We start from the raw sequence: 24892 nt of genomic DNA, 5'->3' as shown, positions 1-24892 counted from the left end.
ATGGCCGGTGTCTAACGGGATATTAGTGGTAGATCACGAGTCATGCGACTTTAATGAGAAACCAATTAGTGATCAATTCGTGATCGCAACATGCGTGCCGCCTCCTCCGGCAGCACGTCGTTGACGAAGGCCCCCATGGCAGACTCCGAGCCCGCCAGGTACTTCAGCTTCCCGGGCGCCCGCCTGATGCTGAACAGCTCCAGGTGCAGGTAGGCCAGCTCGCGGCCGTACCGCACCGGCGCCTGGTGCCAGGCCGAGATGTACGGCATCGCCACCCCGAACAGCGCGTCGAGCGCCCGCAGCACCGAGGTGTACAGCGGCGCGAACGCGGCCCGCTCCTCCTCCGACAGCGCCGCCAGGTCGGGCACCTGCCGGTGCGGATACACGTGCACCTCGAACGGCCAGCGCGCGGCGGCCGGCACGAACGCCGTCCAGAGCTCGTTGGCGGCCACCACCCGCGTGCCGGCGGCCTGCTCGGCGGCCAGCACGTCGGCGAACAGGTTGCCACCCGTGTGCCGCGCGGCGGCCCCGAGCTGGACCTTGGTGCGCGGGGTCACGTAGGGGTAGGCGTAGATCTGCCCGTGCGGGTGGGGGAGCGTGATGCCGATCTCCTCGCCCCGGTTCTCGAAGCAGAAGACCTGCTCGACGCCCTCGATGCCGGACAGCTCGGCCGTGCGGTCGGCCCACGCCTCCATGACCAGCCGGACCTGGGCGTTGGAGAGCCTGGAGAAGGAGGAGGAGTGGTCGGAGGTGAAGCAGACCACCTCGCATCGTCCGACACCCGGCCGCACCTCACTCAGGCCGCCGACATCCCCGTAAGTCCCAAAATTTCCGGAGAAAGAGGGAAAGCGGTTCTCGAACACCACCACGTCGTAGTCATGGGCCGGGATCTCCGACGCCCGCGTGGCGGACGACGGGCACAACGGGCACTCGTCGGCCGGCGGCAGGAACGTCCGCGTCTGCCGGTGGCCGGCGATCGCGATCCACTCCTCGGTCAGCGGGTCGTAGCGCAGCTCGGAGGCCACCGGCCGCGGGTCGAGCGGCCGCCGGTCGATCGCGCTCCGGTCGGCGTCGTCGCGCCGGTCGAAGTAGATCAGCTCTCGGCCGTCTGCCAGGTGGGTGATGGTGCGCTTCAAGGCGTGCCCTCCGCGATGATCAGTTCTCCGGCCCGTTCGGCCAGCTCGGTGCGTGCTTCCTCGGGCAGCCCCGCGTCGCTGATGACCACGTCGGCCTCGGTCAGCTCGGCGATCGTGCTGATGCCGACCGTGTTCCATTTGGTGTGGTCGGCGGGGACCACCAGCCGGTGCGCCGCGGCCACCAGCTCCCTGTCGGTCTCGGACTCCAGCAGGTTGGGCGTGGTGAACCCGGCGCGCAGGCTCATGCCGTGCACCCCGAGGAAGAGCGTGTCCACGTGCAGTCGGCGGATGGCCGCCACCGCCACGGGGCCGACGAGCGCGTCGGAGGGCGTGCGCACGCCGCCGGTCAGCACGACCGTGCGGTCGGCGCGCGGGTTGCGGTGGAAGACCTCGGCGACGGGGATCGAGTTGGTGATCACGGTCAGCTCGGCCACCGCGACCAGGTGGTGGGCCAGCGCCCACGTGGTGGTGCCGGCGGAGAGCGCCACGGCGGTGCCCGGCCGGACGAGGGTGGCCGCGTGCCGCGCGATGGCCTCCTTCTCCTGCTGCTGGCGGGCGGACTTGGCGGTGAAGCCGGGCTCCTCGGTCGAGCCGGGGCCGAGGGCCGTCGCGCCGCCGTGGACCTTCTCCAGCAGCCCGCGCTCGGCCAGCACCTCAAGGTCGCGGCGTATCGTCATGTCGGAGACGCCGAGCTCGCGCACGAGGTCGGCCACCCGGACGCCGCCGCTGCTGCGCACGCGTTCGAGGATCGTCTGCTGACGCTGCTGTGCGAGCACGCCCACCCCTTCCAACAGATTCCACCAAATTATGACACGACTTTGTTGAGGAATGTTAGGTCACGGCGTATCGCTTGTGCGACCCGCGGGCAGGGGAGACCTTGAAGGTCACGATCCCGACCGCAGGAGGTGAGCCCATGGCGAAGCGTGCACGCAAGGGCAGGGGGCGCAAGAAGAAGAAGGCGAACCACAGGAAGCGCCCGAACGCCAACTGAACACGGGTGGCCGCGGGTCTCGCGGCCACCCGTGTCGTCTCAGCCGGGCAGCTCGGTGAGCGCCTGGTCGAGGCGCTCTTGCGGCAGCGAGTAATCCTCCAGTTCGCCGGCCAGGTGGCGGTCGTAGGCGGCCAGGTCGAAGTGGCCGTGCCCGCACAGCGCGGTGAGGATCACCTTCTCCTCGCCGCTCTCCTTGCAGCGCAGCGCCTCGGCGATGGTCTCGGCCAGCGCGTGCGTGGGCTCCGGGGCCGGGACGATGCCCTCGGTCCGCGCGAAGCGCACACCCGCCTCGAAGCACTCGCTCTGGGTACGGGTCACCGCCTCGAACAGCCCCAGCTCGTACATGTGGGACAGCAGCGGCGCCATGCCGTGATAGCGCAGCCCGCCGGCGTGGATCGGGTCGGGGACGAAGGAGTGCCCCAGGGTGTGCATCTTGAGCAGCGGCGTCAGCCCGGCGGTGTCGCCGAAGTCGTAGGCGTACACGCCACGGGTGAACGACGGGCAGGCGGCCGGCTCGACGGCCCTGAACCGGGTGCCGATCCGTCCGGCCAGCTTCTCCCGCAGGAAGGGGAAGGCCAGGCCGGCGAAGTTGGAGCCGCCGCCGGTGCAGCCGATGACCAGGTCCGGCAGCTCGGGCAGTTGCGCCAGGGCCTCCTCGCCGATCACCGTCTGGTGCATGAGGACGTGGTTGAGCACCGAGCCGAGCGCGTACCGGGCCTCGGGGTTCGCGGCGGCCACCTCGACCGCCTCGCTGATCGCCAGCCCCAGGCTGCCGGGGGAGGCGGGGTCGTCGGCCAGCGCCTTGCTGCCCGCGCCGGTGAGGGGCGAGGGGCTGGGGTGGACGGTGGCGCCGTACACGCTCATGAGCGAGCGCCGGTACGGCTTCTGGTCGTAGGACGCCCGAACCATCCAGATCCGGCATTCGATGTCGAACTGGGCGCAGGCGAACGCCAGGGCCGACCCCCACTGTCCCGCGCCGGTCTCCGTGGTCAGCAGCCGCACGCCTTCCTTGGCGTTGTAGTACGCCTGCGGCACGGCGGTGTTCGCCTTGTGCGACCCGGCCGGTGAGACGCCCTCGTACTTGTAGTAGATGCGGGCCGGCGTGTCGAGGGCCTTCTCCAGCCGGCGCGCCCTGATCAGCGGCGTCGGCCGCCACAGCCGGTAGACGTCGATGACCTCCTTGGGGATGGGCACGTAGCGGTCGCCGCTGACCTCCTGCGCGATGAGTTCCATGGGGAACAGCGGCGCGAGGTCGTCCGGCCCGACGGGACGGCGGGTGCCGGGGTGCAGCGGCGGCGGAGGCGGCACGGGAAGATCGGGAACGATGTTGTACCAGTTGCCAGGGATCACCGTTTCAGTTTGAGCCGCCCCTGTGGGCCGTCAAGGGTCTGGACGCCGACACGTTCCTTCTTTACCTTGGTTGAAACACTTCACAGGAGGAGCATATGAAAATCGATGCGGTCGTGTTCGACATCGGCGGGGTGCTGGAGCTGACGCCGTCCCTGGGCGTGACGGCCAGATGGGAGGAGAAGCTCGGCCTGCCCGCCGGGCACATCGACGCCCAGCTGGAGCCGACCTGGCTGGCCGGGGCGGTCGGCGAGATGACGGAGGAGCAGGCCGGCGCCGAGGTGGCCAAGGTGCTCGGGGCGCACGCCGGGGCGTTCATGGCCGACGTCTGGACGGAGTACCTCGGCACGCCCAACACCGAGCTCATGGCGTACCTGGGCGCCCTGCGTCCGCGCTACCGCACGGGCCTGGTGAGCAACAGCTTCGTCGGCGCCAGGGAACGCGAGCAGGCCGCGTACGGCTACGCCGGCCTGGTGGACCACATCGTCTACTCGCACGAGGCGGGCGTGCGCAAACCGGACCCGCGCATCTACCTGATGGCCTGCGACGCCCTCGGCGCCGACCCCGCCGCCACGGTGTTCCTCGACGACCACGAGCCGTACGTCGAGGGCGCCCGCGCGGCCGGCCTGCACGCCGTGCGCTTCACGTCGAACGCCCAGGCCGTCGCCGAGCTGGACGCGCTGCTCGGGCTCAGCCGTCCGTCAGCACCGCCGGCCGGTCCGGATGGTCGGCCCTGACCACCACGTCGGCGGCCCGCTGCGGGCGCGCCTCGCGTTCGTACCGCTCGTAGGCCGGCAGCCGCCACCGCTCGTCCTGCGGCGTGCGCCGCGCCAGCGCCGCCGCCGACAGCCACACGTGCACGCTCACCTCGAACGGCAGCCCCCGCCCCAGCAGCAGCGTGCCGTCCACGAGCACCACCCCGCCCGGCGCCAGCTCCCGGTAGGGCATCCGGTACGCGCGATCGATCCCGCTGTCCCACAGCGCCGGCAGCACCCGCCCCGAGCCGCCCGGCTCCAAGGGTTCGAGCACTTCGCGCAGCAGGCCCTTGACGTCGAGCCAGTCCTCGTAGAAGACGTCGGGATCGGTCCGGCCGTGCTCCAGCCGGAGCGAGGCCGGCCGCAGGAAGTCGCCCGCCGACACGCGCAGCACGGGCCGGCCGCGCAACCGCAACGGCGCGACCAGCTCGTCGGCCAGCGCGCCGGGCCTCGCCGCGGGCGCCCCGTCGACCGCCACCCGCACCCAGGCGTCCTTGGGCCGCGCGGCGACGAGCTCGGCCAGCTCCTCGACGAGCGCCTCCCGGGAGATCGGACGTGCACGCATCGACGCCAGCCTACGCCCTGCAAGATCACAAAAGGCCAGGCCCCGGGCGGGTACGGCGGCGCAGCTGCGAGCTCCCGGATTGTGCTCGTGCCAGGATGGCCGCATGGACCACCGTGGGCCTGTGCCGGACGAGGGCCTCCTACTCCTCGTCGGTCGCGAAGTGTCAGCCGTCTGTTTCGTGCGGGATCACGTTGAGCTGCATTTCGACGGTGTGATCCTCCGAGCCCTCGCCGGTCCGTTCGGTTTGTACGGATGCCGGGGCTGGCGTTTCCCGCACGGCGACGCACCTGTGGTCATGCGCCACTACATCGGCCACGTGATCGACGGCTACGAGATGGTGCCGGCCGGGCTCCTGGCGGTTGACTCCGGCGCGCACCGGTTCGCGATCCCGCTGGGCGAAGACGCCCGTGTCGGTCAGGAGGCCGCACATCTCGTCGTCCCCGAGGGCGCGGCCCGCGGCGGGCGGCACGGCATGTGGATCTGGTGAAGGGAACGCCTGAGCAAGTGCTCTCCATCGTGTCGCCGCCGTCGGCGATGATCCAGTGGAAGGCGCACAAGCCTCGTCATCTCGGGGTGGTCACGCCGACGAGGCGAACAGAAGGACAAGATCGGATAACAGTGAGGCCCAGGCTCGGGATCATCTCCCGGACCTGGGCCTTCGTGCCTGGAGCGGACGACGGGAATCGAACCCGCGTAGCTAGTTTGGAAGACTAGGGCTCTACCATTGAGCTACGTCCGCGCGAACCGGTCGAACTCTGGTCTAGACTTCATCCGGTCGTCAGGGCGTAAGCGTACCGGAGTCACGGACCGCATGCGCACCCGGCGAGGCGGGGCGTGGCGCAGCTTGGCAGCGCGCTTGCTTTGGGAGCAAGAAGTCGCAGGTTCAAATCCTGTCGCCCCGACCAGCCAGAAGGCCCCATCCGAATCGGGTGGGGCCTTCTGAGTGACTAAGTGGGTGACTAAGCCGGAGATCATGTCTCCTCGCCTCTCTCGAAGATGCGGTCCATGGCGATGGCACCGGCCTGCAGAACCGGGCGGATCTGCTTGCGGTAGATGGCCTCGGTCACGGCCGTGCTGCTGTGGCCGACGAGCCGGGAGATCTCCTCCAGCGGGATGCCGTTGTCCGATAGCAGTGACACAAAGCTGTGGCGCAGCTCGCGCGGCGTCCACTCGGCTGCGTTCAGGCCCTCGGCCTCCTTGATGACGGTCCGGAAGGCGCGACGGACGTTCGACGCGTCCAGCTCGGTGCCTGCCGCTGAGGCGAACACCAGGCCGGTCGTGGACCAGGAGTCGCCCTGACGACGCCGTTGGTCATCCCGATGAGCCTTGAGCACGTCCACGCAGCGACGGGGGAGTGCCAGAGTACGACGGGACTTGCGGGTCTTGGTGTCCCCTCCGACGCGCACGGAGCGCCACACGGCCACGTGAGGAGGTACGGGTGGGTTCGTGTACGGGTTCCCTTCCAGGTCCACATGATCCCATGTGAGGGCCCTCAGCTCCTCTGTACGGGCCCCGGTCAGCAGGGATACGACCACGTAGGGCTCCATCCATGTCCCTTCCGCAGCCTTGAGTACGGCGCTCGCCTGGGCGAACGTCAGAGCCTTGGAGGGACGGCCCGCTCTGCCCGCTGGTACCGAGCACAGCTCCACGACGTTCCGCTTGACCTTGTCGCGTGCCATGGCTCGCTTGACGGAGCGGTTCAGGCATGACCGGATGATCTGGAGCGTACGGGTGCTGAGCGTCTTCGCCTTGGCGGCGAGCCATCTGTCCACGTCTTCCGCGCTGAGGTCGCGCAGCTTGCGCCTGCCCAGGGCAGGGATGACGTGCTTCATGCAGAGGATGGTGTACGAGTCGACAGTGCGTTGATCACGGCCGATGAGACCGTACGCCAGCCAGTCCAGGACGGCCCGCTCCACGGTGTAGTCCCCGGGGGCGATGGCCAAGCCGTCCTCGTAGTCGCGAACGATTTCCTTGAGCTTGTCCTTGGCGGCGGTCTTGGTCTTGCCGCTGGCCTTCTTGACGATGCGCTTCCCGGCGGGCGTATAGCCGACGGTGAGGGAGGCGATCCAGCGTTGCCGGGACTCGTCCCAGTGCAGGCCGCCGTCCCCGCGGCTGCGGCGCTTGGTCATGATGCCTCCCGCTGCAACAGGGCGATGTACTCGGCCAGGGCGCTGGCCGGGATGAGACGGCATCGGCCCTGCTTGACCGAGCGGAGGCGGCCGGAGCGGAGCTGTTCGTAGATGACGCTGCGGCTCATGCGGAGCTTGGCCATGGCGTCAGGGACGCGGTAGAGCTGGGTGTCATCGGCCATGGTCATCTCCTTCGTTGATCGAGGCGGCGAGGGCTTGTTCGCCAGGTGTGAAGCCCTGTCCGGCGTACTGCCAGTGGCCGAGGACGAAGGTCGTCTCGGGTTCGTACGGCAGTCGTGCGCGCGTCCAGTCGATGCGGGCTTGCCGGAGGTCGCCCAGGGTGGTGGAGTACGTGCGGCTCTTGGTCGAGAAGTGGCCTCGGAAGCCGAGCATGTGGGCCCAGTCGCGGAATCGTAGGTGGGCGAGGTCCGGGTGCGCGGTCGGGTTGCCGAGTGCCCAGGCGGTACGGATCAGGCGGGCCGGATGGTCGGCGATGCCGAGGAGGTGGAGCTGGCGGATGGTGGCGTGGGTGAGCGGCCGGTCGAGGGTGCCCGATGTCTCGGCGGCCTTGGTCGCGTACTTGGCGATGTAGCCTGCGACCTTCTGTTCGGTCATGCTGCCGTCGTCTTCGGCTGCGGGACGGATGTGCTTGATGTCGAGCTGGTCTCCCCAGACGAGGTGGCGGGTCGGCTGTCCAAGGTCGGGTGCGGGTAGGCGAACCGCTCGCGCGGCTGAGTGGATGGCGTCGTCGAGCAGTTCGGCGGTTGCCCAGGCGGGCGGTGGAACGGGTGTGTTGTCGTTGGCGCGGCCGTCGAGCCGGATGACGGCGTGGAAGTGCACGACCCCTCGGGACTGGTACTCGGCGACCTTGGCGAAGGAGACGCGGGCAGTCTCGTTGAAGGTCTTGCGGGTCAGCCCGGAGGCGGCGGCCAGGTGCCGGCGGAGGTAGATGGTGAAGCGGCGCCAGAGGTCTCCGGCGAAGGCGTTCCACAGGACGTGGCCGATGTAGTCGTAGGTTTCAGGGTCGAGCGGTTGGCCGATGGCAGGGTCTCCTTCCTGATGGCGGGTGAAGCAGGACGGGCCGTTGCGTCGTGGATGACACACCGGGCTTGTGCCGTCCTTGGCCGGGCCTCGGTGGACCGGGCCGAAGGTGGGTGCGGTGAGGGTGGCCAGTACGCGCGGATGCGTACGGACGGTGGACGGGACGTTCTTGTCGCCGCCGAGGAGGCCCGCGCGGATGAGGTGGAAGGTGTCGCGGCGGTAGGTCTCGGCGCAGGCCGGGCAGCGGGAGGTGCGACGGTTGCCACAACGGACGAGTAGTTGGCCGTGTGGTTCGTCAGCGGTGGTGTAGTGGGTCAGGAGTTCGCCGGTGTGGTGGTTGACGGTTGCGGACTCGCCGGTCAGGCGGATCGGTTCACGGCAGCCGCGAAGCCGGTCCACCTGGCGTAGCCAGCGGGTGATGTCGTGGCCGGAGCGTCGGGTCAGGTCGCGGATGACCGGGCCGAGGAGGCCGTCGATGGGTGCGGGTAGCTCGGGTGCCGTGGTCATGAGGCGTCCGTTCCGGAGCCTTCGCAGCACGGGCAGTAGATGGTGATGAGCTGGTGGGTACGGACAGAGCGGACGCGGACGGAGCCGTATCCGCCGCATTCCGGGCAGGGCCGGTGGCGCATACTGGAGTTCCTTCGTTGAGTGCGGAGGGTGACGCCCCACGGGGACGGCGGGCTGCCAGGCTTGAGCCGTCCCGTGGTGGCGTCGTTGGCGTTCAGTTCTGGTTGTCGATGCCGGTGCCGGAGCAGTCGCGGCAGGTGTCGTCGTCGTACAGGCCAGTGCCGTTGCAGGTGGCGCAGGCGTAGGCGCGGATCTCGTCCGGGTTCATGTGGGTTCTCCGGTGGTGCCGCAGCAGTCCAGGCAGAAGGCCCAGGTGTCGATACGGATGGCGTTCTTGCCGCGCCCGACGATCTCCCAGGTCTCCACTTGGCCCTCTCCGTTGCAGGTCGAGCAGGTGTCGTTCTTCTTGGGACGGCTTCGCTTCGTGGTCATCGGGTCGGCCTCCTTCGACAGGTAAGGCAGGTTTGTGCGGCGGTCGGGTCGGGGCGGGTGGGTGCATAGCAGCTCATGACGGGGCCGGAGCCGACGCAGCGGCGGCAGTAGAGGTGGTTCATGCGGGGCCGCCCTGGATCGGGAGCCAGGCGGCGCGGTTGCCGTTGGCGTGGCGGACGGCGGCCACGACGTAGCCGAGGTTGGTCGTGTCCAGGCTGGTGAGGGCCGGGCCGAGTTCGACCGGCGCGGCGTGGGCGATGGACAGGGCGATGCGGAGCATGGCGGCCTCGCCGGGGGAGCAGGGCAGGTGGCCGAAGGTGAGCGCGTCGTGGGCGGCCTGCCAGTCGATGACCGCGAACGGCTCGTCCAGGTCCACGGCGAGGGTCTGGAAGTCTGATCGGCGTAGCCAGGTGCCGTGGTGGATCAGCAGTTCCACGGCGGCTTCCATCGGGTAGGAGCCGTGGGCCCAGGAGCGGGCGGCCTCGATGATGAGGTCGTGGTGGTTCATGCGACGGGTTCCTTTCGGATCAGGGTGAGCAGGTCGTTGGCCACGTCGGCCGAGACGTGCATGCGCGTGGCGAGTTGGTCGCCGGTGATGGGCCGGTGGTGCTTGGTGTGGTGGTCGTCGGCCAGGCGGCGGGCGTAGGCCAGCAGCGCCGGGGACACGTCAGGTTCGGGTGTGGGTTGGGCTGGCGGCAGTTCGACGGGCTCGAATTGGACGACCTCGGGAATCTTGGCGTCGGTCTCTTCGGGCTCGGCATCGGCCGGCCTTTCTGCGCGGTGCGAAGCGCGGCGCTCCAGCATCGACACCGAGACCAGAAAAGCCACGGCGGGTGTGGCGGCGGTGATCCAGCCCCACACGGTGGGCCGGGCGGTGGCCAGGTTCGCTGCCAGGGTGAGGACGATGCCGCCGGTCAGCACGAGTGCGGGCCAGGACATCAGGCCGCGCCGATGGCGGCCGGTGCGCTTGTCGCGTTGGAGTTCGCGGGCGGCCATGACGCACATCAGGTCGATGCACACGGCGACCGCCCAGGACTGCCAGCCGACTTGTCCGTGCCGGGCGGCCAGGGCGCTGATGTGGGTGAAGGACCCGACAGCGGCGATGACCGCCAGGACGAGCACGGGTGCGGTGTCACAGATGGTGGAGCGGATGCGGTCCATCCGGGTCGCCTCCCTTCTTGAGACATGGGGCGGGTAGGGACCTGGCGCGATGGGCTCGCGCCGGGCCGAGGCGGGCGGGATGGTTAGGTGGGTTCGCCTTCGCGGGCCAGCGCTTCCAGCTCCGCGTCGGTCACGGTGAGTGCGTCGGCGGCGGTGAGTAGGTCAGCCCAATTGGGGGCGAGGTCGGCGTGTGCCTGGGCGGCGGCCTCGGCAACCTCTTCACTGACGTAGACGGAGCGGGCTCGGTACCAGCGCCCGTCCTCACCGACCACGATGGCGGTGCCGGGCATGTTGGCGGGGATCTGCCGGGCCGCGTTCAGGGCGGCCGGGTCGGTGTCGCCGAGCGTCATGGTCGCGGTCTCGGGGTCGTTGACCCGATGGCAGACGCGGCCGGAGAGCTGGGAACGCAGGGCGGTGACGCCAGGGCCAAGGTCGGAGCCGACCCGCTGTCCGCAGACGAACAGGTAGACCCCGAACGCGCGGCCGAGCTGAGCCAGTCGCAGGAGTGCGGTGGCGGTGGAGGCGATCTCGTCCTTCTCGCCCTTGTGAGCCATCAGGAACAGTTCGGCGACCTCGTCCACCAGAACCACGACCGGCATCGGCCGCAGTGTCTCCGGCAGCTTCCAGACGTTGCGGGCCTTGTTGTTGCGACACAGCGCCATCCGGGTCTTGACCAGGCAGATCAGGTCGTCGAGCAGGCCGAGGCATTCGGCGCGTTCGGTGGCAATGGCGGACAGACGCTGGCCGTAGCAGGTCAGCTCGACACCGCCCTTGAGGTCGAAGCCGACCAGGGCCACCGGTTGTGCCGACAAGCCGGTGATCAGGGCGTTGAGGAGCGTGGATTTGCCGGATTGGGTGGCTCCGGTGTTGAGCCAGTGCGGGACGGTACGGAAGTCGAGCACCCAGGGCGCGCCGGTCTCCAGGAGGCCGACTCGTACTCGTAGCAGGCCCTCGGACAGGACAGGCGTGGACACGGCAGCGAGGGGGTCGCCGTTGGTGGCGAGCAGCGTGACGCGGCCGGGCTTCCAGGAGATGAGACGTACGGAGTGCACACGCCAGGCGTGCGAGAGGTTGGTCAGGCGGGCGGCGTAGTCGTCAGGCGTCTGCCCGTCCATGAGCTTGATGTTGACTCGGAAGCCGAGTCGGCACGGGCGGATGATGCCCAGCCGGGGCGGCTTGTCGATGTCCACGCGACGGATCGTCCGCTTCTGGGACAGCGAGATGCTTGCGTGCCCCACGACGGGGAGGCCATCGAGGGTGTAGCGCCAGCGGCGGCGCTTGCGAGTGAGCGTGCAGCCGTGGGCGACGTTTCCCCACGTGAAGTAGACGTGCAGGGCCTTGAGCGGGTAGCCCAGGCAGAGCCAGAGTGAGACGGGGTGCAGCATGCGCCACACCAGCAGGACCGTGCAGACCGTGGCGACGGTGATGGCCAGCGGGATCAGCCAGTCGGACATAATCGGACTGTCCTTTCGAACCCTCGAAGGGAAGGCCCCGGAGCGGGCGGTTAGCTGCCAGGCGATGCGCCCGCTCCAGGGGTGTCACAGGTGCGGCTAGGCCGCCTTGGGGTTGGCCAGGCTGATGGCCTCGGCGCGAAAGCCGAGCCCGGACCGGCCGTTCATCGACCAGAAGAACGCAGCCAGGCCGACCGGCCGGACCTGCACGCCCTCGGGGATCTGCGGGAACGTCTCGCTCGGGAACGTCACCACGATCACCGGGTTGCGCCGGTCGTCGTTCGGCTTGGGCAGGAGCGGGATGGTGTAGAGCTCCCGGCCTTCCGCGTCCCTCTTGACCTCGCCGGTGGCGCGGTCCACGATCTTCGGCTCGGGCTCGCCAGCGACCGTGAACGCCAGGGCGGAGATGTCGACGGGGATGTTGCGCATGCTGGTCCTCCAGACCTCAGGTCCTCAACTCCTAATGAGGACTTGCAACACGATGATTACCCGCAGTGCTCCTGTCGTCAACTCCTAATGAGGAGTAGAGTTCGTGGCGAGAGCAGTTTTTACTGTTCGGACACCAGCGAGGCGGAACAGTGACATCAGGTCTGGGCGGATTCGCCCCGAAATACCAGCAAATCGCGGAGGCCCTGCGGCACGACATCCAGGAAGGCCGCTACGAACCCGGCGAACGTCTCCCTGCGGAAACGGCTCTGGCAGAGCGCTTCAAGGTGAGCCTGCCGACCATCCGCCAGGCAGTGGGAGTGCTCCGGTCGCAGGGCATCGTGGAGTCCAAGCACGGCATCGGCACCTTCGTGCGGCAGGACCACCGGCTCGAACGCCGCTCCCGCAACCGCTACGGCCGGGCACGCGGCGACCAGAAGCTCCTCACCTCACACCTGCGTCACGACATCGTGTTCGCCGGACCGGAGCAGGTGCCGGCGCGCATCGCCGAAGCCATGGGCATTTCCGAAGGGGCCGAGGTCGTCACCCGCCGCCGCGTGCTCTACGACAAGGAGACCAACACTCCCGAGGAGATCGGCGCCAGCTACATCCCGGCCGACATCGCCCGAGGCACCTTCCTGGAGAAGCGCGACGTCGTACCCAAGGCGCTGTTCCTCTGCGTCGAAGACCTCAGCGGCAAGCGGTACCACCACGCTCGCGACCAATGGATCGCCCGCAGCGCCACGCCCGAGGAGATCGTCACTCTCGGCCTGCCGCAAGGCGGCCACGTCATGCACGTCATCCACACCGCCAGAGCCGAAGATGACACGGTGTTGGAAGTCTCGGAGTCGATCTGGCCAGCGGACCGGGTAACCATCATCGATGAGTACCTGATCGACCAGGAGGCGAACGTCCCGAACGTTCCCTCCCAGATCTGAGGCAGGCCGATGACCCTACAGAACACGGATGAGGTGCGCTCTCACTGGTGGCCTCGTGAAGGCTGGCGGCCGGGCCGCCTGGTTTACACCTGGCACCTGACCTTCGAGCGCGCGCCACAGCTTCACCGACTCGCCGAGCGCTACCAACAGGCCCTGTCGACGATCGACGGGCACAACCCGGTGCCTGCCCAATGGCTCCACCTCACCGTGCAAGGCGTCGGCTGGGTGGACGAGGTGCCCGACGAGAGGCTTGATCAGATCACCCAGGCTGTCGCGGTACGGCTGGGCAAGCTCGCGCCGGTGGTAGTCACCTTCGACCGGCCGGTCATCCTCGGTGAAGCCATCGTCTTGGCGCCTACACCTGCGGAGCCACTGCACGAGATCTGGGGCGAGATCAGGAACGGCATCGCCGAGGTAACAGGCGAGGCGCCTACGGCGGCCGAGCAGGTCAGAGGGTTCCGTCCGCATGTGAGCCTGACCTACATCAATACGCCGGGACCAGCGCAGCCTTACGTGGAGGCGCTGAGTGGTGTCGAAGCAGAGCCGGTCAAGGTGGATGTGGATCGCGTCGCGCTGATCGTGCAGAACCGCGTGCTTGACCCTGAGTGGGTATACCGCTGGAACACTCACGCGGTCGTACCGCTGGGAGCCGGCAAGGACGTCTGAGCAGCCTTGGGGCAGGCGCGGCGCGGCCTGGTGGCGGTGAGTGGTTACAACCTTCTATACGGGTTCAAGCCGCCGCCCGATGGGCGGCGGGCGGCCGGGCGGTCCGGGCGGGCGTGCGGCCTCTCCGGGCCGGTCCCGCCCGGCCACCCCGCCGCACCATCGAACGCAGGCAGAACCGCGTACAGAACGTTTCCCAGCACCACGAGGGACGCCGACTCTCGGATTGAGCCGATGAGGTCAAAGCATGCCTCCGGCGGGAGCACTCCGGCCCCGAGGTGATCGCCACACGGCCCTGAACGTAGATGGGTGGCTGAGGGGCTGATCACCTCGCACACCATCGACTCAGGCAAGCCCAGCAGACCGGCTCCTCCGTATCAAGCTCGGCTGTGACCGCAGGGCAACGAATGATCGAGGAACGGCGACCGGTGAACGTACACGCGAAGCCGAGCTTGACACTCCGTCCCCGGCCCGCTGCCGCTACGCGGTGAGTCGACGGCGTACGAGGTGATCAGGGTGGGGCGTGCTGCTGCTCATTGCAGCGATTGGTGGGAGGACTGGCTCGCCAAAGTCATAGTGCTGAGGGTGGAGGCGTTCTCAGAGGCGATGGCGTTCTCTACACGCTCAACGAGCAACTTGAAGGCGGCTTCGTTTTCGAGGCCCTCGAACACACCCGTCCGGGTCTTGTAGTGGAACAGTTCGTGGCCGAGTGCCTGCTCAGTGGACCGATAGTTCTTCCACTGCTCCCTGTAGTGATACACGCTCTCAAGCGACACCAAGATCACGACCATCAGGCTGATGAGCGTCGTAGCGATCTCGACATAGGGCAGCTTGATATTCACGAGCACAGGGACAACCGCTGCTCCAACCACAGCTAAGGTTCTGAGGCGGAGATGGAGAGCCTTGGTCTTGACCGCCTTACCGTCGTACCAGCCTCGGTACTGCTCTAGGCGCTGCTCAATGTACTCGGTAGGCCCGAGCGTCGTGTCTGCCTGAGACGGCTTTACAGCGGAAGCGGGTAGGTCTTCTGCCATGCTCGAAGCTCCTGCATGCTCAACGATTCGGAGTGGCACGCACTACACGCGGAGCCCCAGCCGGGACGACCGGTGCAGGTGATTTTATTCGTCTGCGAGATCGCTATGCCACCAGTGAGTGACCTACTGGGTGACGATCGAAGCGTACGAGCGCGGACGTTCACGGACCCTGTCAGACCGTTCCCGCAGGTCGAAACGCGATCTGAGCCTGGTCTGGGTCCTGATCAAGTGGATTTGGGAGCAAGAAGTCGCAGGTTCAAATCCTGTCGCCCCGACCAGGTCATCGGCCCCCTCCCATGCGGAGGGGGCTTCTTGGTTCGCGGACCCGGACGAAGTGCCCATTAAGGTCGAGGCGTGACAGACAATCGTGTGCCCCCGCCCTTCGCCGGCGACGAACGGACCGTGCTCGGCAACTGGCTCGAATGGCATCGCGGCACGCTGGCCGTCAAATGCGCCGGCCTGACCGACGAGCAGCTCAGGCTCCGCTCCGCCGAGCCGTCCGCCATGTCGCTGCTCGGCCTGGTCCGGCACCTGGCGCACGTGGAGCGGGTCTGGTTCCGCCGCGTGCTGAACGGCGAGGACATCCCCCGCCTGTGGAACAAGGACGTCGACAACGACGCCGACTTCAACGACGTGGACCACGCCTCGGTGGAGGAGGCGTTCGCCACCTGGCAGGACGAGATCGAGCGCGCCCGCGCCATCTCGGCCGCCAAGCCCCTCGACGCCGTGGGCGACCGGAACGGCCAGGACTGCACCCACCGCTGGATCCTCGTCCACATGATCGAGGAGTACGCGCGCCACAACGGCCACGCAGACCTGCTGCGCGAGCGCATCGACGGCGCCACCGGCGAGTAGCGGCCAGGTCGAGGGGGCAGGTCGAGAGGTCAGCCCTCTTCGGCTTCGGAGCCCTCTTCGGCGCGGAACAACGCCCACACGGCCTTGCCGCCGCGGTCGAGCGGGTCCCAGCCCCAGCACTGGCTGTAGGTCTCGACGATGTAGAGGCCGCGCCCGTTCTCGGAGACGAAGTCCGGCTCCTTGCGGCGCGGCACCTCGTCGCTCGGGTCCGCCACCGCCAGCAGCACGTGCGGCGACACGCGCATCAGCAAGAGCTCGATCTCCCGCCGGCCGGCCGCGTACATCGCGTACCTGACGGCGTTCGTCACCAGCTCGGACACCACGAGCGCGGCGTCGTCGCTCAGCTCGTGCAGGCCCCATCCCCGCAGCGTGGAGCGGGTCACGTCCCTGGCGGTCTTCACCGAGTCGGCCTGGAAGGGCAGGGGACACGCGGTCGTGTTCGGCTTCCCGCCCTTGAGCAGGTGGTCGAACCCCACCTCACGGGTGATCTGCAGGCAATCGGCAGTGGCCAGAGGATCCTCCACCATGCCGCCGATACCTCCCCGTAGCCCTCGGTTTAGTGCATGTTTGGCCCACAATGCACTAAGCCATCATGGGTCACGAACGCGGCGGCTGCAAGACCCAAATGCACGTGCAGCTGCAATGTGCAACAGCATGCGCCTTTTGGGGCAAATCTCTCCTAATCGGACACGAGGTTGAGACCTTGTCATACCCGGCGATGTGGTGTCACTGTGTGTGCGGACCTTGATAGGAGGCAAAGTGACGCAGAACCAGCCGGGTTCCGGGCCGACGGCGCTGCGCATCCTCCTGGGCTCCCAGCTGCGAAAGCTCAGGGAGGCGAAGAACGTCACCCGCGAGGAGGCGGGGCACCTCATCCGCGGCTCCGAATCCAAGATCAGCCGCATGGAGCTGGGCCGGGTGGGGTTCAAGGAACGTGACGTCTCCGACCTGCTCACCCTGTACGGGGTCGTGGACCCGCAGGCGCGAGCCGCCGTCCTCGACCTGGTGGCCACCGCGAACGAACCCGGCTGGTGGCACCGGTTCAACGACGTCCTGCCCACGTGGTTCCAGGCGTACGTCGGCCTTGAGGAGGCCGCCGCCCGGATCAGGACCTATGAGGTCCAGTTCGTGCCGGGACTGCTGCAGACCAAGGAGTACGCCCGGGCGGTCGTCACCGCGGGAGCGGCGGGCATCGCGGCGGAGGAGATCGCCAGGAGGGTCGACCTCAGGCTCGAACGCCAGCGCATCTTCGACCGGCCGGACGGTCCCGTCTTCTGGGCCGTGATCGACGAGGCGGCGCTGCGCCGGCCCATCGGCGGCGTCGAGGTCATGCGCGCCCAGCTCGAACACCTCATCGACCTCATGCGTCAGCCCAGCATCACCATCCAGATCATGCCGTTCAGCTTCGGCGGCCACAGCGCCGAGGGCGGCGCCTTCAGCATCCTGCGCTTCCCCGACCGCGACCTGCCCGACGTGGTCTACGTCGAGCAGCTGGCCAGCGCGCTGTACCTGGACAAGCGTGAGGACGTGGACCGATACACAGAAGTCATGGAGCGGCTGTGCGCCGTGAGCACCACTCCTGATGAGACGATCGATCTGCTGCGGACGATCGCCGAGGAGTTCTGACGGCGACGGCGTCGTTGTTCGGTACGCATCTGCCCTAGACTGGCCATCGGCGTTGGATCCCGCCGTGGCGGAGCATGCCCAACGCCGCTCATGTGGGCGCGGCGCGTGAGCCGTACCGAATGGACGCGCCCGCGATCACTCGTAGCTTGATCAAGGAGACCATTCCGTGAAGACCGCTGTCGAGGAGCTCAGCCCGACCCGGGTCAAGCTCACCGTCGAGGTGCCGTTCGAAGAGCTGCGCCCGAGCATGGATGCGGCGTACAAGAAGGTCGCGCAGCAGGTGCGCGTCCCCGGGTTCCGGCCTGGCAAGGTTCCGGCCCGCATCATCGAGCAGCGCTTCGGCCGGGCGGTAGTGCTGGAGGAGACCCTCAACGACGCGGTGCCCAAGCTCTACGGCCAGGCCGTCGACGAGGTCGACGTGTTCCCGGTGAGCCAGCCCGACATCGAGGTCACGAAGATCGACGACGGTGAGCAGATCGAGTTCACCGCCGAGGTCGACATCCGGCCCAACTTCGAGGTGCCCGACTACCAGGGCGCCGAGATCACCGTCGACTCCGCCGAGGTCTCCGACGAAGACGTCGACGCCCAGCTCGACTCGCTGCGCCAGCGCTTCGCGACGCTGACCGGCGTCGAGCGCGCGGCCGCCAACGGCGACTTCGTGGTGATGGACCTGCGCGCCGAGATCAACGGCGAGAACATCGAGGAGCAGCAGGCCAGCGAGGTCTCCTACGAGGTCGGCGCCGGCTCGGTGCTCCAGGGCCTCGACGACGCCCTCGTGGGCATGTCCGCGGGCGAGGAGAAGAGCTTCAAGACCGAGCTCGTCGGCGGCGAGAACGCCGGCGAGGAGGCCGACGTGATCATCAACGTCAAGTCGGTCAAGGAGAAGGTCCTGCCCGAGCTCGACGACGAGTTCGCCCAGCTCGCCAGCGAGTTCGACACGCTCGACGAGCTCAAGGCCAGCATCCGCGAGCAGGCCCGCCGCAACAAGCTCATCGACCAGGTCGTCCAGGCCCGTGAGAAGGCCCTCGACGCGCTGCTCGAGAAGATCGACATCCCGCTGCCCGAGAGCGCGCTCAAGGCCGAGGTCGACGCCCGCAAGCACAACCTCGACCACCAGATCGCCGAGAGCGGCCTCAGCCGCGACGCCTTCTTCCGTCTGTACCAGACGACGGAGGAGGAGCGTTTCGCCGAGTTCGACAGCAACTCCGCCAAGGCGCTCAAGGTCGGCTTCGTGCTCGACAAGATCGTCAAGGCCGAGGAGCTGGGCGTCAACGAGCAGGAGCTGACCAACTTCGTGGTGCGCCGCGCCATGGAGATGGGCGTCCAGCCCAACGAGCTGGCCAAGCACCTGGCCGACAACGACCAGCTCACGCTGGCCATGGTCGAGATCGTCCGCGACAAGGCCAAGTCCGTGCTGGGCGACGCCGCCAAGGTCGTCGACAGCGAGGGCAACGAGGTCGACCTCAAGGCCATCTACGCCGAGATCAACGGCGCCCCGGTCGAGGAGGAGGCCGACGAGGCCGCCGAGTCCGAGGAGAAGGCCGAAGCCTGACCTTCCCCGAAGCCCCCGAACCCCATGGGTTCGGGGGCTTCGTGCTGTCCGGCCGCGGCGGCGCGCCTCGCGCGTCCGTGAGCACGACCGAGCGCCTGTACGCGCCCAGAAGCCACCTGACGGTCCCGCGGGCCGCGAGCGGCCCCTCAGTCGCCTGGGCCGCCCTTCGACGGCTCGACGGCCCCTCACCGCCACCGTCCGCGCGACCGCCTCCCCGCCGCCGGACGGCATCCACCGGTACGCAACCCCACAAGCTCCACGAGCCCCACCAGCACGGCACCATCCCCGCCGAAACGCCCACAGGGCCGGACCATGAGCTGGACGTGGAGGAACGGCGTAGGCTGACAGAAGACCGGTCACCCAGACCTGCGCCGTCAGCGAACAGTACGGGGGACCGGGCATGACCTGTGGGCGTCGCGCGTTAAGGTCACAAGCAAAGCCAATCACTTACGACGCATCGGAAGGTGACGCTGTGACCAGCCCGCCGACCTTCTATCAGCCTGAGTCGCGAGGCCGTGAGAACGGCTCGTCCTTCCGGCTTGAGGACCAGCTTTACCAGCGCCTGCTGCGTGAGCGCATCATCGTGCTCGGTCAGGAGGTCAACGACGAGATCGCCAACCGGATCTGCGCCGAGCTGTTGCTGCTCGCGGCCGACGACCCCGAGCGCGACATCACGCTGTACATCAACTCGCCGGGGGGCTCGGTGAGTGCCGGTATGGCGATTTACGACATGATGGAATATGTGCCCAACGACGTGTCCACGGTGGTGATGGGCATGGCCGCCTCCATGGGGCAGTTCCTGCTTACCGCCGGCGCCCGCGGCAAGCGCTACGGCCTGCCGCACGCCCGCGTCATGATGCACCAGCCGTCCGGCGGCATCGGCGGCACCGCGGCCGACATCGCCATCCAGGCGGAGCAGATGCTCTACGTGAAGAAGACGCTCGCCGAGCGGATCGCCTTCCACACCGGGCAGCCGCTGGACCAGATCGAGTCCGACTCCGACCGTGACCGCTGGTTCACGGCCGAGGAGGCGAAGGACTACGGCTTCATCGATCACGTGGTGCGCAGCGCGCGGCAGGTGCCCTCCGTGGGCCCGGTCTCCTAGGGGGAGCTGACATGAACATCCAGAGCCGTTACGTTCTCCCCTCCTTCGTCGAGCGCACGTCCTACGGCGTGAAGGAGATGAACCCGTACAACAAGCTCTTCGAGGACCGCATCATCTTCCTCGGAGTGCAGATCGACGACGCGTCGGCCAACGACGTGATGGCCCAGCTGCTGACGCTGGAGTCGCTCGACCCCGACCGTGACATCAGCATCTACATCAACTCGCCCGGCGGCTCGTTCACGGCCATGACGGCGATCTACGACACGATGCAGTTCGTCCGGCCGGAGATCCAGACCGTCTGCCTCGGCCAGGCCGCGTCCGCCGCGGCCGTGCTGCTGGCCGGCGGCACCCCGGGCAAGCGCTTCGCGCTGCCCAACGCCCGGGTGCTGATCCACCAGCCCTCCACCGAGGGCGGTGGCCAGGGAAGCGACATCGAGATCCAGGCCCGCGAGATCCTTCGCATGCGATCCCTCCTTGAGGACATCGTGGCGAAGCACACGGGCAAGGCCTCCGCCGACATCCGCAAGGACATCGAACGCGACAAAATTCTCAACGCGGACGAGGCAAAGGCGTATGGTCTGATCGACGACATCATCCCGACCAGGAAGAAACGAGCTCAGGCCGTCGCTTCCTAGTTGAGATGTGACGCACCGGAGCGCTGCCCAATAGGGCACGTTCCGGTGCGACTCGCCGCTAGGGGGCTCACTGAGGGCCCAGAAGACGGTAACGTCGAAACCTGAGCGGTTCGGCCTAGTCCGGAGGATGTCCGGAGACACTGCTCGCGTGAGCAGGGCGGTCCCACGCAAAGGAGTATCTGGGGTGGCACGCATCGGCGACGGGGGAGACCTGCTGAAGTGCTCTTTCTGCGGGAAGAGTCAGAAGCAAGTCAAGAAGCTCATTGCCGGTCCAGGCGTCTACATCTGCGATGAGTGCATCGATCTCTGCAACGAGATCATCGAGGAGGAGCTCTCCGAGTCCTCCGAGCTCAAGTGGGACAACCTGCCCAAGCCGAGGGAAATCTACGAGTTCCTCGACGCCTACGTCATCGGACAGGACAAGGCGAAGAAGGCGCTCTCGGTGGCGGTCTACAACCACTACAAGCGGGTGCAGTCCGGTGACCGGGGCAGAGACGACGGCCTTGAGCTGGCCAAGAGCAACATCTTGCTGCTCGGGCCGACCGGGTCGGGAAAGACTCTCCTCGCACAGACTCTGGCGAAGATGCTCAACGTGCCCTTCGCCATCGCCGACGCGACGGCCCTCACCGAGGCCGGCTACGTCGGCGAGGATGTCGAGAACATCCTGCTCAAGCTCATCCAGGCCGCCGACTACGACGTCAAGAAGGCCGAGACGGGCATCATCTACATCGACGAGGTCGACAAGATCGCCCGCAAGAGCGAGAACCCGTCGATCACCCGCGACGTCTCCGGCGAGGGCGTGCAGCAGGCGCTGCTGAAGATCCTCGAAGGCACGACGGCCTCGGTGCCGCCGCAGGGCGGGCGCAAGCACCCGCACCAGGAGTTCATCCAGATCGACACCACCAACGTGCTGTTCATCTGCGGTGGAGCCTTCGCCGGCCTCGAAAAGATCATCGAGTCGCGCATCGGCAAGAAGGGCATCGGCTTCAACGCCATCATCCGCTCGAAGGAAGAGGTCGACACGGCCGACATCTTCGGCGACGTGATGCCCGAAGACCTGCTGAAGTTCGGCATGATCCCCGAGTTCGTCGGCCGCCTGCCGGTCATCACCTCGGTCCACAACCTCGACCGCGAGGCCCTCATCCAGATCCTCACCGAGCCCCGCAACGCGCTGGTCAAGCAGTACCGCAAGCTGCTGGAGCTCGACGGCGTGGAGCTGGAGTTCACCGACGGCGCCCTGGAGGCCATCGCCGACCAGGCCATCCTGCGCGGCACCGGCGCCCGCGGGTTGCGCGCGATCCTGGAGGAGGTGCTCCAGTCCGTCATGTACGAGGTGCCCTCCCGCCAGGACGTCGCCCGCGTGGTCATCACCCGCGAGTCGGTGCTGGAACACGCGATCCCGACGCTCGTCCCGCGCGACCAGCTCGCCGCCAAGCAGCAGCGCACGCCGCGCGAGAAGTCGGCCTGACCGTCCTCGAAAACGCCCCCGGGTTCGTCCCGGGGGCGTTTCGCTTGTCCGGCTCCCTAGAATTGGTGCTTGTGACAACGCAAGAGCTGCCCACCCAATACACGCCGGCCGACGTCGAGACCCGTAGCTACGAGCGCTGGGTGTCCGAAGGCTACTTCCACGCCGACCCGGGCAGCTCGCGCGTGCCGTACAGCATCGTCCTCCCGCCGCCCAACGTGACGGGCGTCCTGCACATCGGTCACGCGCTCGACCACTCCATCCAGGACGCGCTGACCCGCCGCGCCCGCATGCAGGGCCGCGAGACGTTGTGGCTGCCCGGCATGGACCACGCCGGCATCGCCACCCAGAACGTCGTGGAGCGCGAGCTGGCCAAGCAGGGCCTGTCCCGCCACGACCTGGGCCGCGAGGCGTTCGTCGAGCGCGTCTGGGAGTGGAAGGAGGAGTCCGGTGGCCGGATCCTCGGCCAGATGCGCAAGCTCGGCGACGGCGTCGACTGGGAGCGCGAGCGCTTCACCATGGACCCGGGGCTCTCCCGGGCCGTCCAGACCATCTTCAAGAAGCTCTTCGACGACGGGCTCATCTACCGCGCCGAGCGCATCATCAACTGGTGCCCGCGCTGCCTGACCGCGCTGTCCGACATCGAGGTCGAGCACAGCGAGGACGAGGGCGAGCTGGTCTCGATCCGCTACTCCGACGAGATCGTCGTGGCCACCACCCGCGCCGAGACCATGCTCGGCGACACCGCCGTGGCCGTCCACCCCTCCGACGAGCGCTACGCCCACCTGGTCGGCACGATGGTCGAGGTGCCGCTGACGGGCCGCATGATCCCCGTGGTCGCCGACGAGCACGTCGATCCCGCCTTCGGCACCGGCGCGGTCAAGGTCACCCCGGCCCACGACCCCAACGACTTCGAGATCGGCCGCCGCCATTCGCTGCCGTCCCTCACCGTCATGGACGAACGCGGCGTCATCACCGCCCACGGCCCCTTCCAGGGGCTCGACCGCTTCGAGGCGCGCCCGGCCGTCGTCGCCGCGCTGCGCGCCGAGGGCCGCATCGTCGCCGAGAAGCGTCCCTACCTGCACTCGGTCGGCCACTGCTCGCGCTGCAAGACCGTGGTGGAGCCGCGGCTGTCGCTGCAGTGGTTCGTCAACGTCTCGCCGCTGGCCAAGGCCGCCGGCGACGCCGTGCGCGACGGCCGCACCCGCATCCACCCGCCGGAGCTGGCCAAGCGCTACTTCGACTGGGTCGACGACATGCACGACTGGTGCATCTCCCGTCAGCTGTGGTGGGGCCACCGCATCCCGGTCTGGTACGGCCCGGGCGGCGAGGTCGTCTGCGTCGGCCCCGACGAGGAGCCGCCGGCCGGCTACACCCAGGACTCCGACGTCCTCGACACCTGGTTCTCCTCCGGGCTGTGGCCGTTCTCCACGCTCGGCTGGCCCGACTCCACCCCGGAGCTGGAGAAGTTCTATCCGACCTCCGTGCTCGTCACCGGCTACGACATCCTGTTCTTCTGGGTGGCCAGGATGATGATGTTCGGCCTCTACGCCATGGACGGCCGTCCGCCGTTCCAGACCGTGGCCCTGCACGGCATGGTCCGCGACCAGTACGGCAAGAAGATGTCGAAGTCGTTCGGCAACGTGGTCGACCCGCTCGACTGGGTCGAGCGCTTCGGCGCCGACGCCACCCGCTTCACGCTGCTGCGCGGCGCCAACCCCGGCGCCGACGTGGCGGTGAGCGAGGAGTGGGCGGCCGGCTCGCGCAACTTCTGCAACAAGATCTGGAACGCCACCCGGTTCGCCCTGATGAACGGCGCGGCGGTGGGCTCGCTCGACGGGCTCGACCTCACCGCGGCCGACCGCTGGATCCTGTCCCGCCTGCAGACCGTGGTGAGCGCCGCCGACGCGGCCTTCGACGAGTACGAGTTCGCCAAGGCCTCCGACCTGCTCTACCACTTCGCCTGGGACGAGGTCTGCGACTGGTACCTGGAGCTGGCCAAGATCCAGCTCGGCGAGGGGCTCGAACACACCCGGCTCGTGCTCGGGCACGTGCTCGACGCGCTGCTGCGGTTGATGCATCCGCTGGTGCCGTTCGTCACCGAGGAGTTGTGGCGGGCGGTGACGGGTGGCGAGTCGATCGTCGTGGCCCCCTGGCCGCAGACCGACGCCCGTTACGCCGACCCGGCGGCCGAGGCCGAGATCGACGCCCTGCAGGAGCTCGTCACCGAGGTCCGCAGGTTCCGTTCCGACCAGGGGCTCAAGCCCGGCCAGAAGGTGGCCGCCCGTCTGGGGTTGTCCGGCACGCCGCTGGATGCCCAGGAAGGGGCGATCCGTGCGCTGCTGCGGCTGACCGAGCCGGCGGAGACGTTCAATGCCACAGCGCGCCTCAGCGTGGGCGCGGTGACCGTGGAGATCGACACCGCGGGCGCCATCGACGTCGTGGCCGAGCGCAAGCGCCTGGAGAAGGATCTGGCGGCCGCCCGGAAGGAAGCCGCGCAGGCGGCCGGCAAGCTGGGCAACGAGCAGTTCATGTCCAAGGCGCCCGACGACGTGGTCGCCAAGGTCCGGGGCCGGGCCGAGCAGGCCGCCGCGGACATCGCGCGCCTTGAGGCACAGCTGTCCGGGCTCGGGGTTTAGAGCATACGAACGCGGGGAAGGTCCATTCGTTACCGAAGATGGACCTTCACCGTCCTCAGGGCTGCTAGAGTTTTCAACGCGGGGCCGATCGGCACCGACACCCCTTCTGATCAACCCCGACTTTCGGGCTGTCTGACCTGGCGGTTGGACAAAGGCCGGAAGTTCGAGTAAGTTAGCAGGGTTGCTCCAAAACGGAGCAGGTCCGGAAGCTCCCGGATCGGGCGGTTTGACAAGAATCGTCCGGATCTGGTAGACTGAAGAAAATGAAATGTGAGCGCCTCTGCGCGAGGATCCGGGAACGGGTTCTGGTGAGGAAGTACGCGTCCGTTTCTTGAGAACTCAACAGTGTGTTAAAAGCCAGTGCATGAAACACATGCAT

The 24892-nt window shown here is 67.9% G+C and carries 26 protein-coding genes and 2 tRNA genes; 13 read left to right on the top strand and 15 right to left on the bottom strand.

Going from position 1 to position 24892, the window contains the following annotated elements:
- Positions 1-65: 65 nt before the first annotated feature.
- Positions 66-1136 (bottom strand): galactose-1-phosphate uridylyltransferase, encoded by a 1071-nt coding sequence (gene galT / locus ABT158_RS33715; protein WP_352360432.1) that lies wholly within the window; start codon positions 1134-1136, stop codon positions 66-68.
- Positions 1133-1912: a DeoR/GlpR family DNA-binding transcription regulator gene (locus tag ABT158_RS33710; protein ID WP_352360430.1), complete on the bottom strand. Its 780-nt coding sequence runs from the start codon at positions 1910-1912 to the stop codon at positions 1133-1135. Before ABT158_RS33710 ends, galT begins: the two co-directional genes overlap by 4 nt.
- Before the next feature lie 137 nt (positions 1913-2049).
- On the opposite strand from ABT158_RS33710, the gene ABT158_RS51340 reads away from it, so the two are divergent.
- Complete coding sequence (locus ABT158_RS51340; RefSeq protein ID WP_387679150.1) at positions 2050-2127, top strand: 50S ribosomal protein bL37; 78 nt, start codon at positions 2050-2052, stop codon at positions 2125-2127.
- Between the two features lie 39 nt (positions 2128-2166).
- Here the strand turns inward: ABT158_RS51340 and ABT158_RS33705 are convergent, their stop codons facing one another.
- Positions 2167-3477: a TrpB-like pyridoxal phosphate-dependent enzyme gene (locus ABT158_RS33705; RefSeq protein ID WP_352360428.1), complete on the bottom strand. Its 1311-nt coding sequence runs from the start codon at positions 3475-3477 to the stop codon at positions 2167-2169.
- Positions 3478-3572: 95 nt separating this feature from the next.
- On the opposite strand from ABT158_RS33705, the gene ABT158_RS33700 reads away from it, so the two are divergent.
- Positions 3573-4211 (top strand): HAD family hydrolase, encoded by a 639-nt coding sequence (locus ABT158_RS33700; RefSeq protein WP_352360426.1) that lies wholly within the window; start codon positions 3573-3575, stop codon positions 4209-4211.
- Here ABT158_RS33700 and ABT158_RS33695 read toward each other — a convergent pair.
- Positions 4165-4794 carry a nucleoside/nucleotide kinase family protein gene (locus tag ABT158_RS33695; RefSeq protein WP_352360424.1) on the bottom strand — a complete coding sequence of 210 codons (630 nt, stop codon included), beginning with the start codon at positions 4792-4794 and terminating at the stop codon, positions 4165-4167. The genes ABT158_RS33700 and ABT158_RS33695 overlap by 47 nt on opposite strands.
- 121 nt (positions 4795-4915) lie before the next feature.
- On the opposite strand from ABT158_RS33695, the gene ABT158_RS33690 reads away from it, so the two are divergent.
- On the top strand, positions 4916-5281 hold the full coding sequence (locus ABT158_RS33690; RefSeq protein WP_352360422.1) for a hypothetical protein: 366 nt from the start codon (positions 4916-4918) through the stop codon (positions 5279-5281).
- Between the two features lie 178 nt (positions 5282-5459).
- Here ABT158_RS33690 and ABT158_RS33685 read toward each other — a convergent pair.
- A tRNA-Gly gene (locus ABT158_RS33685) sits at positions 5460-5533 on the bottom strand.
- Between the two features lie 89 nt (positions 5534-5622).
- Between ABT158_RS33685 and ABT158_RS33680 the strand changes: the two genes are divergently transcribed.
- A tRNA-Pro gene (locus ABT158_RS33680) sits at positions 5623-5699 on the top strand.
- Positions 5700-5765: 66 nt separating this feature from the next.
- Here the strand turns inward: ABT158_RS33680 and ABT158_RS33675 are convergent.
- From ABT158_RS33675 to ABT158_RS33640, 8 genes are all read right to left on the bottom strand, one after another.
- Positions 5766-6923, bottom strand: coding sequence for a site-specific integrase (locus ABT158_RS33675; protein ID WP_352360420.1), 1158 nt, complete (start codon positions 6921-6923; stop codon positions 5766-5768).
- On the bottom strand, positions 6920-7105 hold the full coding sequence (locus tag ABT158_RS33670; RefSeq protein WP_352360418.1) for a helix-turn-helix domain-containing protein: 186 nt from the start codon (positions 7103-7105) through the stop codon (positions 6920-6922). The genes ABT158_RS33675 and ABT158_RS33670 overlap by 4 nt, the downstream gene beginning before the upstream one ends.
- The gene (locus ABT158_RS33665) at positions 7095-8471 is read right to left on the bottom strand and encodes a replication initiator (protein WP_352360416.1); all 1377 of its coding nucleotides are present in this window, start codon (positions 8469-8471) and stop codon (positions 7095-7097) included. Before ABT158_RS33665 ends, ABT158_RS33670 begins: the two co-directional genes overlap by 11 nt.
- 324 nt (positions 8472-8795) lie before the next feature.
- Positions 8796-8963, bottom strand: coding sequence for a hypothetical protein (locus ABT158_RS33660; protein WP_352360414.1), 168 nt, complete (start codon positions 8961-8963; stop codon positions 8796-8798).
- A 118-nt stretch (positions 8964-9081) separates the two neighbouring features.
- Positions 9082-9471 carry a hypothetical protein gene (locus tag ABT158_RS33655; RefSeq protein ID WP_352360412.1) on the bottom strand — a complete coding sequence of 130 codons (390 nt, stop codon included), beginning with the start codon at positions 9469-9471 and terminating at the stop codon, positions 9082-9084.
- Positions 9468-10124, bottom strand: a complete 657-nt coding sequence (locus ABT158_RS33650) for a DUF2637 domain-containing protein (RefSeq protein WP_352360410.1) — start codon at positions 10122-10124, stop codon at positions 9468-9470. The genes ABT158_RS33655 and ABT158_RS33650 overlap by 4 nt, the downstream gene beginning before the upstream one ends.
- A gap of 83 nt (positions 10125-10207) precedes the next feature.
- The gene (locus ABT158_RS33645) at positions 10208-11578 is read right to left on the bottom strand and encodes an FtsK/SpoIIIE domain-containing protein (protein WP_352360408.1); all 1371 of its coding nucleotides are present in this window, start codon (positions 11576-11578) and stop codon (positions 10208-10210) included.
- 96 nt (positions 11579-11674) lie between these two features.
- Positions 11675-12004, bottom strand: a complete 330-nt coding sequence (locus ABT158_RS33640; protein WP_352360406.1) for an SCO3933 family regulatory protein — start codon at positions 12002-12004, stop codon at positions 11675-11677.
- Between the two features lie 149 nt (positions 12005-12153).
- Here ABT158_RS33640 and ABT158_RS33635 point away from each other — a divergent pair, with 149 nt between their 5' ends.
- Together ABT158_RS33635 and ABT158_RS33630 are read left to right on the top strand one after the other, a co-directional pair.
- Positions 12154-12939, top strand: a complete 786-nt coding sequence (locus tag ABT158_RS33635) for a GntR family transcriptional regulator (protein WP_352360404.1) — start codon at positions 12154-12156, stop codon at positions 12937-12939.
- A 9-nt stretch (positions 12940-12948) separates the two neighbouring features.
- Positions 12949-13605, top strand: coding sequence for a 2'-5' RNA ligase family protein (locus tag ABT158_RS33630; RefSeq protein ID WP_352360402.1), 657 nt, complete (start codon positions 12949-12951; stop codon positions 13603-13605).
- A 530-nt stretch (positions 13606-14135) separates the two neighbouring features.
- Here the strand turns inward: ABT158_RS33630 and ABT158_RS33625 are convergent.
- The gene (locus ABT158_RS33625; protein ID WP_352360400.1) at positions 14136-14636 is read right to left on the bottom strand and encodes a DUF4231 domain-containing protein; all 501 of its coding nucleotides are present in this window, start codon (positions 14634-14636) and stop codon (positions 14136-14138) included.
- A 354-nt stretch (positions 14637-14990) separates the two neighbouring features.
- Between ABT158_RS33625 and ABT158_RS33620 the strand changes: the two genes are divergently transcribed.
- On the top strand, positions 14991-15491 hold the full coding sequence (locus tag ABT158_RS33620) for a DinB family protein (RefSeq protein WP_352360398.1): 501 nt from the start codon (positions 14991-14993) through the stop codon (positions 15489-15491).
- Positions 15492-15520: 29 nt separating this feature from the next.
- On the opposite strand, the gene ABT158_RS33615 is transcribed toward ABT158_RS33620, so the two are convergent.
- Positions 15521-16018: an ATP-binding protein gene (locus ABT158_RS33615; protein ID WP_352360396.1), complete on the bottom strand. Its 498-nt coding sequence runs from the start codon at positions 16016-16018 to the stop codon at positions 15521-15523.
- Between the two features lie 232 nt (positions 16019-16250).
- On the opposite strand from ABT158_RS33615, the gene ABT158_RS33610 reads away from it, so the two are divergent.
- The 6 genes from ABT158_RS33610 (at position 16251) to ABT158_RS33585 (ending at position 24513) form a co-directional block, all read left to right on the top strand.
- A complete protein-coding gene (locus ABT158_RS33610; protein WP_352360394.1) occupies positions 16251-17117 on the top strand; it encodes a Sco1979 family transcriptional regulator in 867 nt (288 codons plus the stop codon).
- 166 nt (positions 17118-17283) lie between these two features.
- On the top strand, positions 17284-18669 hold the full coding sequence (tig, locus tag ABT158_RS33605) for a trigger factor (protein WP_352360392.1): 1386 nt from the start codon (positions 17284-17286) through the stop codon (positions 18667-18669).
- A 472-nt stretch (positions 18670-19141) separates the two neighbouring features.
- Positions 19142-19774 (top strand): ClpP family protease, encoded by a 633-nt coding sequence (locus tag ABT158_RS33600; RefSeq protein ID WP_352323605.1) that lies wholly within the window; start codon positions 19142-19144, stop codon positions 19772-19774.
- A gap of 11 nt (positions 19775-19785) precedes the next feature.
- Positions 19786-20409: an ATP-dependent Clp protease proteolytic subunit gene (locus ABT158_RS33595; protein WP_352323604.1), complete on the top strand. Its 624-nt coding sequence runs from the start codon at positions 19786-19788 to the stop codon at positions 20407-20409.
- Between the two features lie 184 nt (positions 20410-20593).
- Positions 20594-21877, top strand: a complete 1284-nt coding sequence (clpX, locus tag ABT158_RS33590) for an ATP-dependent Clp protease ATP-binding subunit ClpX (protein WP_185067261.1) — start codon at positions 20594-20596, stop codon at positions 21875-21877.
- A 62-nt stretch (positions 21878-21939) separates the two neighbouring features.
- Positions 21940-24513, top strand: a complete 2574-nt coding sequence (locus tag ABT158_RS33585) for a valine--tRNA ligase (protein WP_502911588.1) — start codon at positions 21940-21942, stop codon at positions 24511-24513.
- Positions 24514-24892: the final 379 nt, after the last annotated feature.

The organism is Nonomuraea sp. NPDC001636, from assembly GCF_040298265.1.
In the GTDB taxonomy this organism is placed as follows: domain Bacteria; phylum Actinomycetota; class Actinomycetes; order Streptosporangiales; family Streptosporangiaceae; genus Nonomuraea.
Note: the sequence above shows the minus strand (reverse complement) of the source record. Positions and strands in the feature narration are given on the sequence as shown.

Bases quoted from the DNA above. Each gene is read 5' to 3' on its own strand.
- ABT158_RS33670 (WP_352360418.1), bottom strand. From the start codon at position 7,105: ATGGCCGATGACACCCAGCTCTACCGCGTCCCTGACGCCATGGCCAAG.
- ABT158_RS33630 (WP_352360402.1), top strand. From the start codon at position 12,949: ATGACCCTACAGAACACGGATGAGGTGCGCTCTCACTGGTGGCCTCGT.
- ABT158_RS33665 (WP_352360416.1), bottom strand. From the start codon at position 8,471: ATGACCACGGCACCCGAGCTACCCGCACCCATCGACGGCCTCCTCGGC.
- ABT158_RS33625 (WP_352360400.1), bottom strand. From the start codon at position 14,636: ATGGCAGAAGACCTACCCGCTTCCGCTGTAAAGCCGTCTCAGGCAGAC.
- ABT158_RS33700 (WP_352360426.1), top strand. From the start codon at position 3,573: ATGAAAATCGATGCGGTCGTGTTCGACATCGGCGGGGTGCTGGAGCTG.
- ABT158_RS33695 (WP_352360424.1), bottom strand. From the start codon at position 4,794: ATGCGTGCACGTCCGATCTCCCGGGAGGCGCTCGTCGAGGAGCTGGCC.
- ABT158_RS33650 (WP_352360410.1), bottom strand. From the start codon at position 10,124: ATGGACCGCATCCGCTCCACCATCTGTGACACCGCACCCGTGCTCGTC.
- ABT158_RS51340 (WP_387679150.1), top strand. From the start codon at position 2,050: ATGGCGAAGCGTGCACGCAAGGGCAGGGGGCGCAAGAAGAAGAAGGCG.
- ABT158_RS33595 (WP_352323604.1), top strand. From the start codon at position 19,786: ATGAACATCCAGAGCCGTTACGTTCTCCCCTCCTTCGTCGAGCGCACG.
- ABT158_RS33655 (WP_352360412.1), bottom strand. From the start codon at position 9,471: ATGAACCACCACGACCTCATCATCGAGGCCGCCCGCTCCTGGGCCCAC.
- ABT158_RS33660 (WP_352360414.1), bottom strand. From the start codon at position 8,963: ATGACCACGAAGCGAAGCCGTCCCAAGAAGAACGACACCTGCTCGACC.
- ABT158_RS33640 (WP_352360406.1), bottom strand. From the start codon at position 12,004: ATGCGCAACATCCCCGTCGACATCTCCGCCCTGGCGTTCACGGTCGCT.
- ABT158_RS33675 (WP_352360420.1), bottom strand. From the start codon at position 6,923: ATGACCAAGCGCCGCAGCCGCGGGGACGGCGGCCTGCACTGGGACGAG.
- ABT158_RS33645 (WP_352360408.1), bottom strand. From the start codon at position 11,578: ATGTCCGACTGGCTGATCCCGCTGGCCATCACCGTCGCCACGGTCTGC.
- ABT158_RS33615 (WP_352360396.1), bottom strand. From the start codon at position 16,018: ATGGTGGAGGATCCTCTGGCCACTGCCGATTGCCTGCAGATCACCCGT.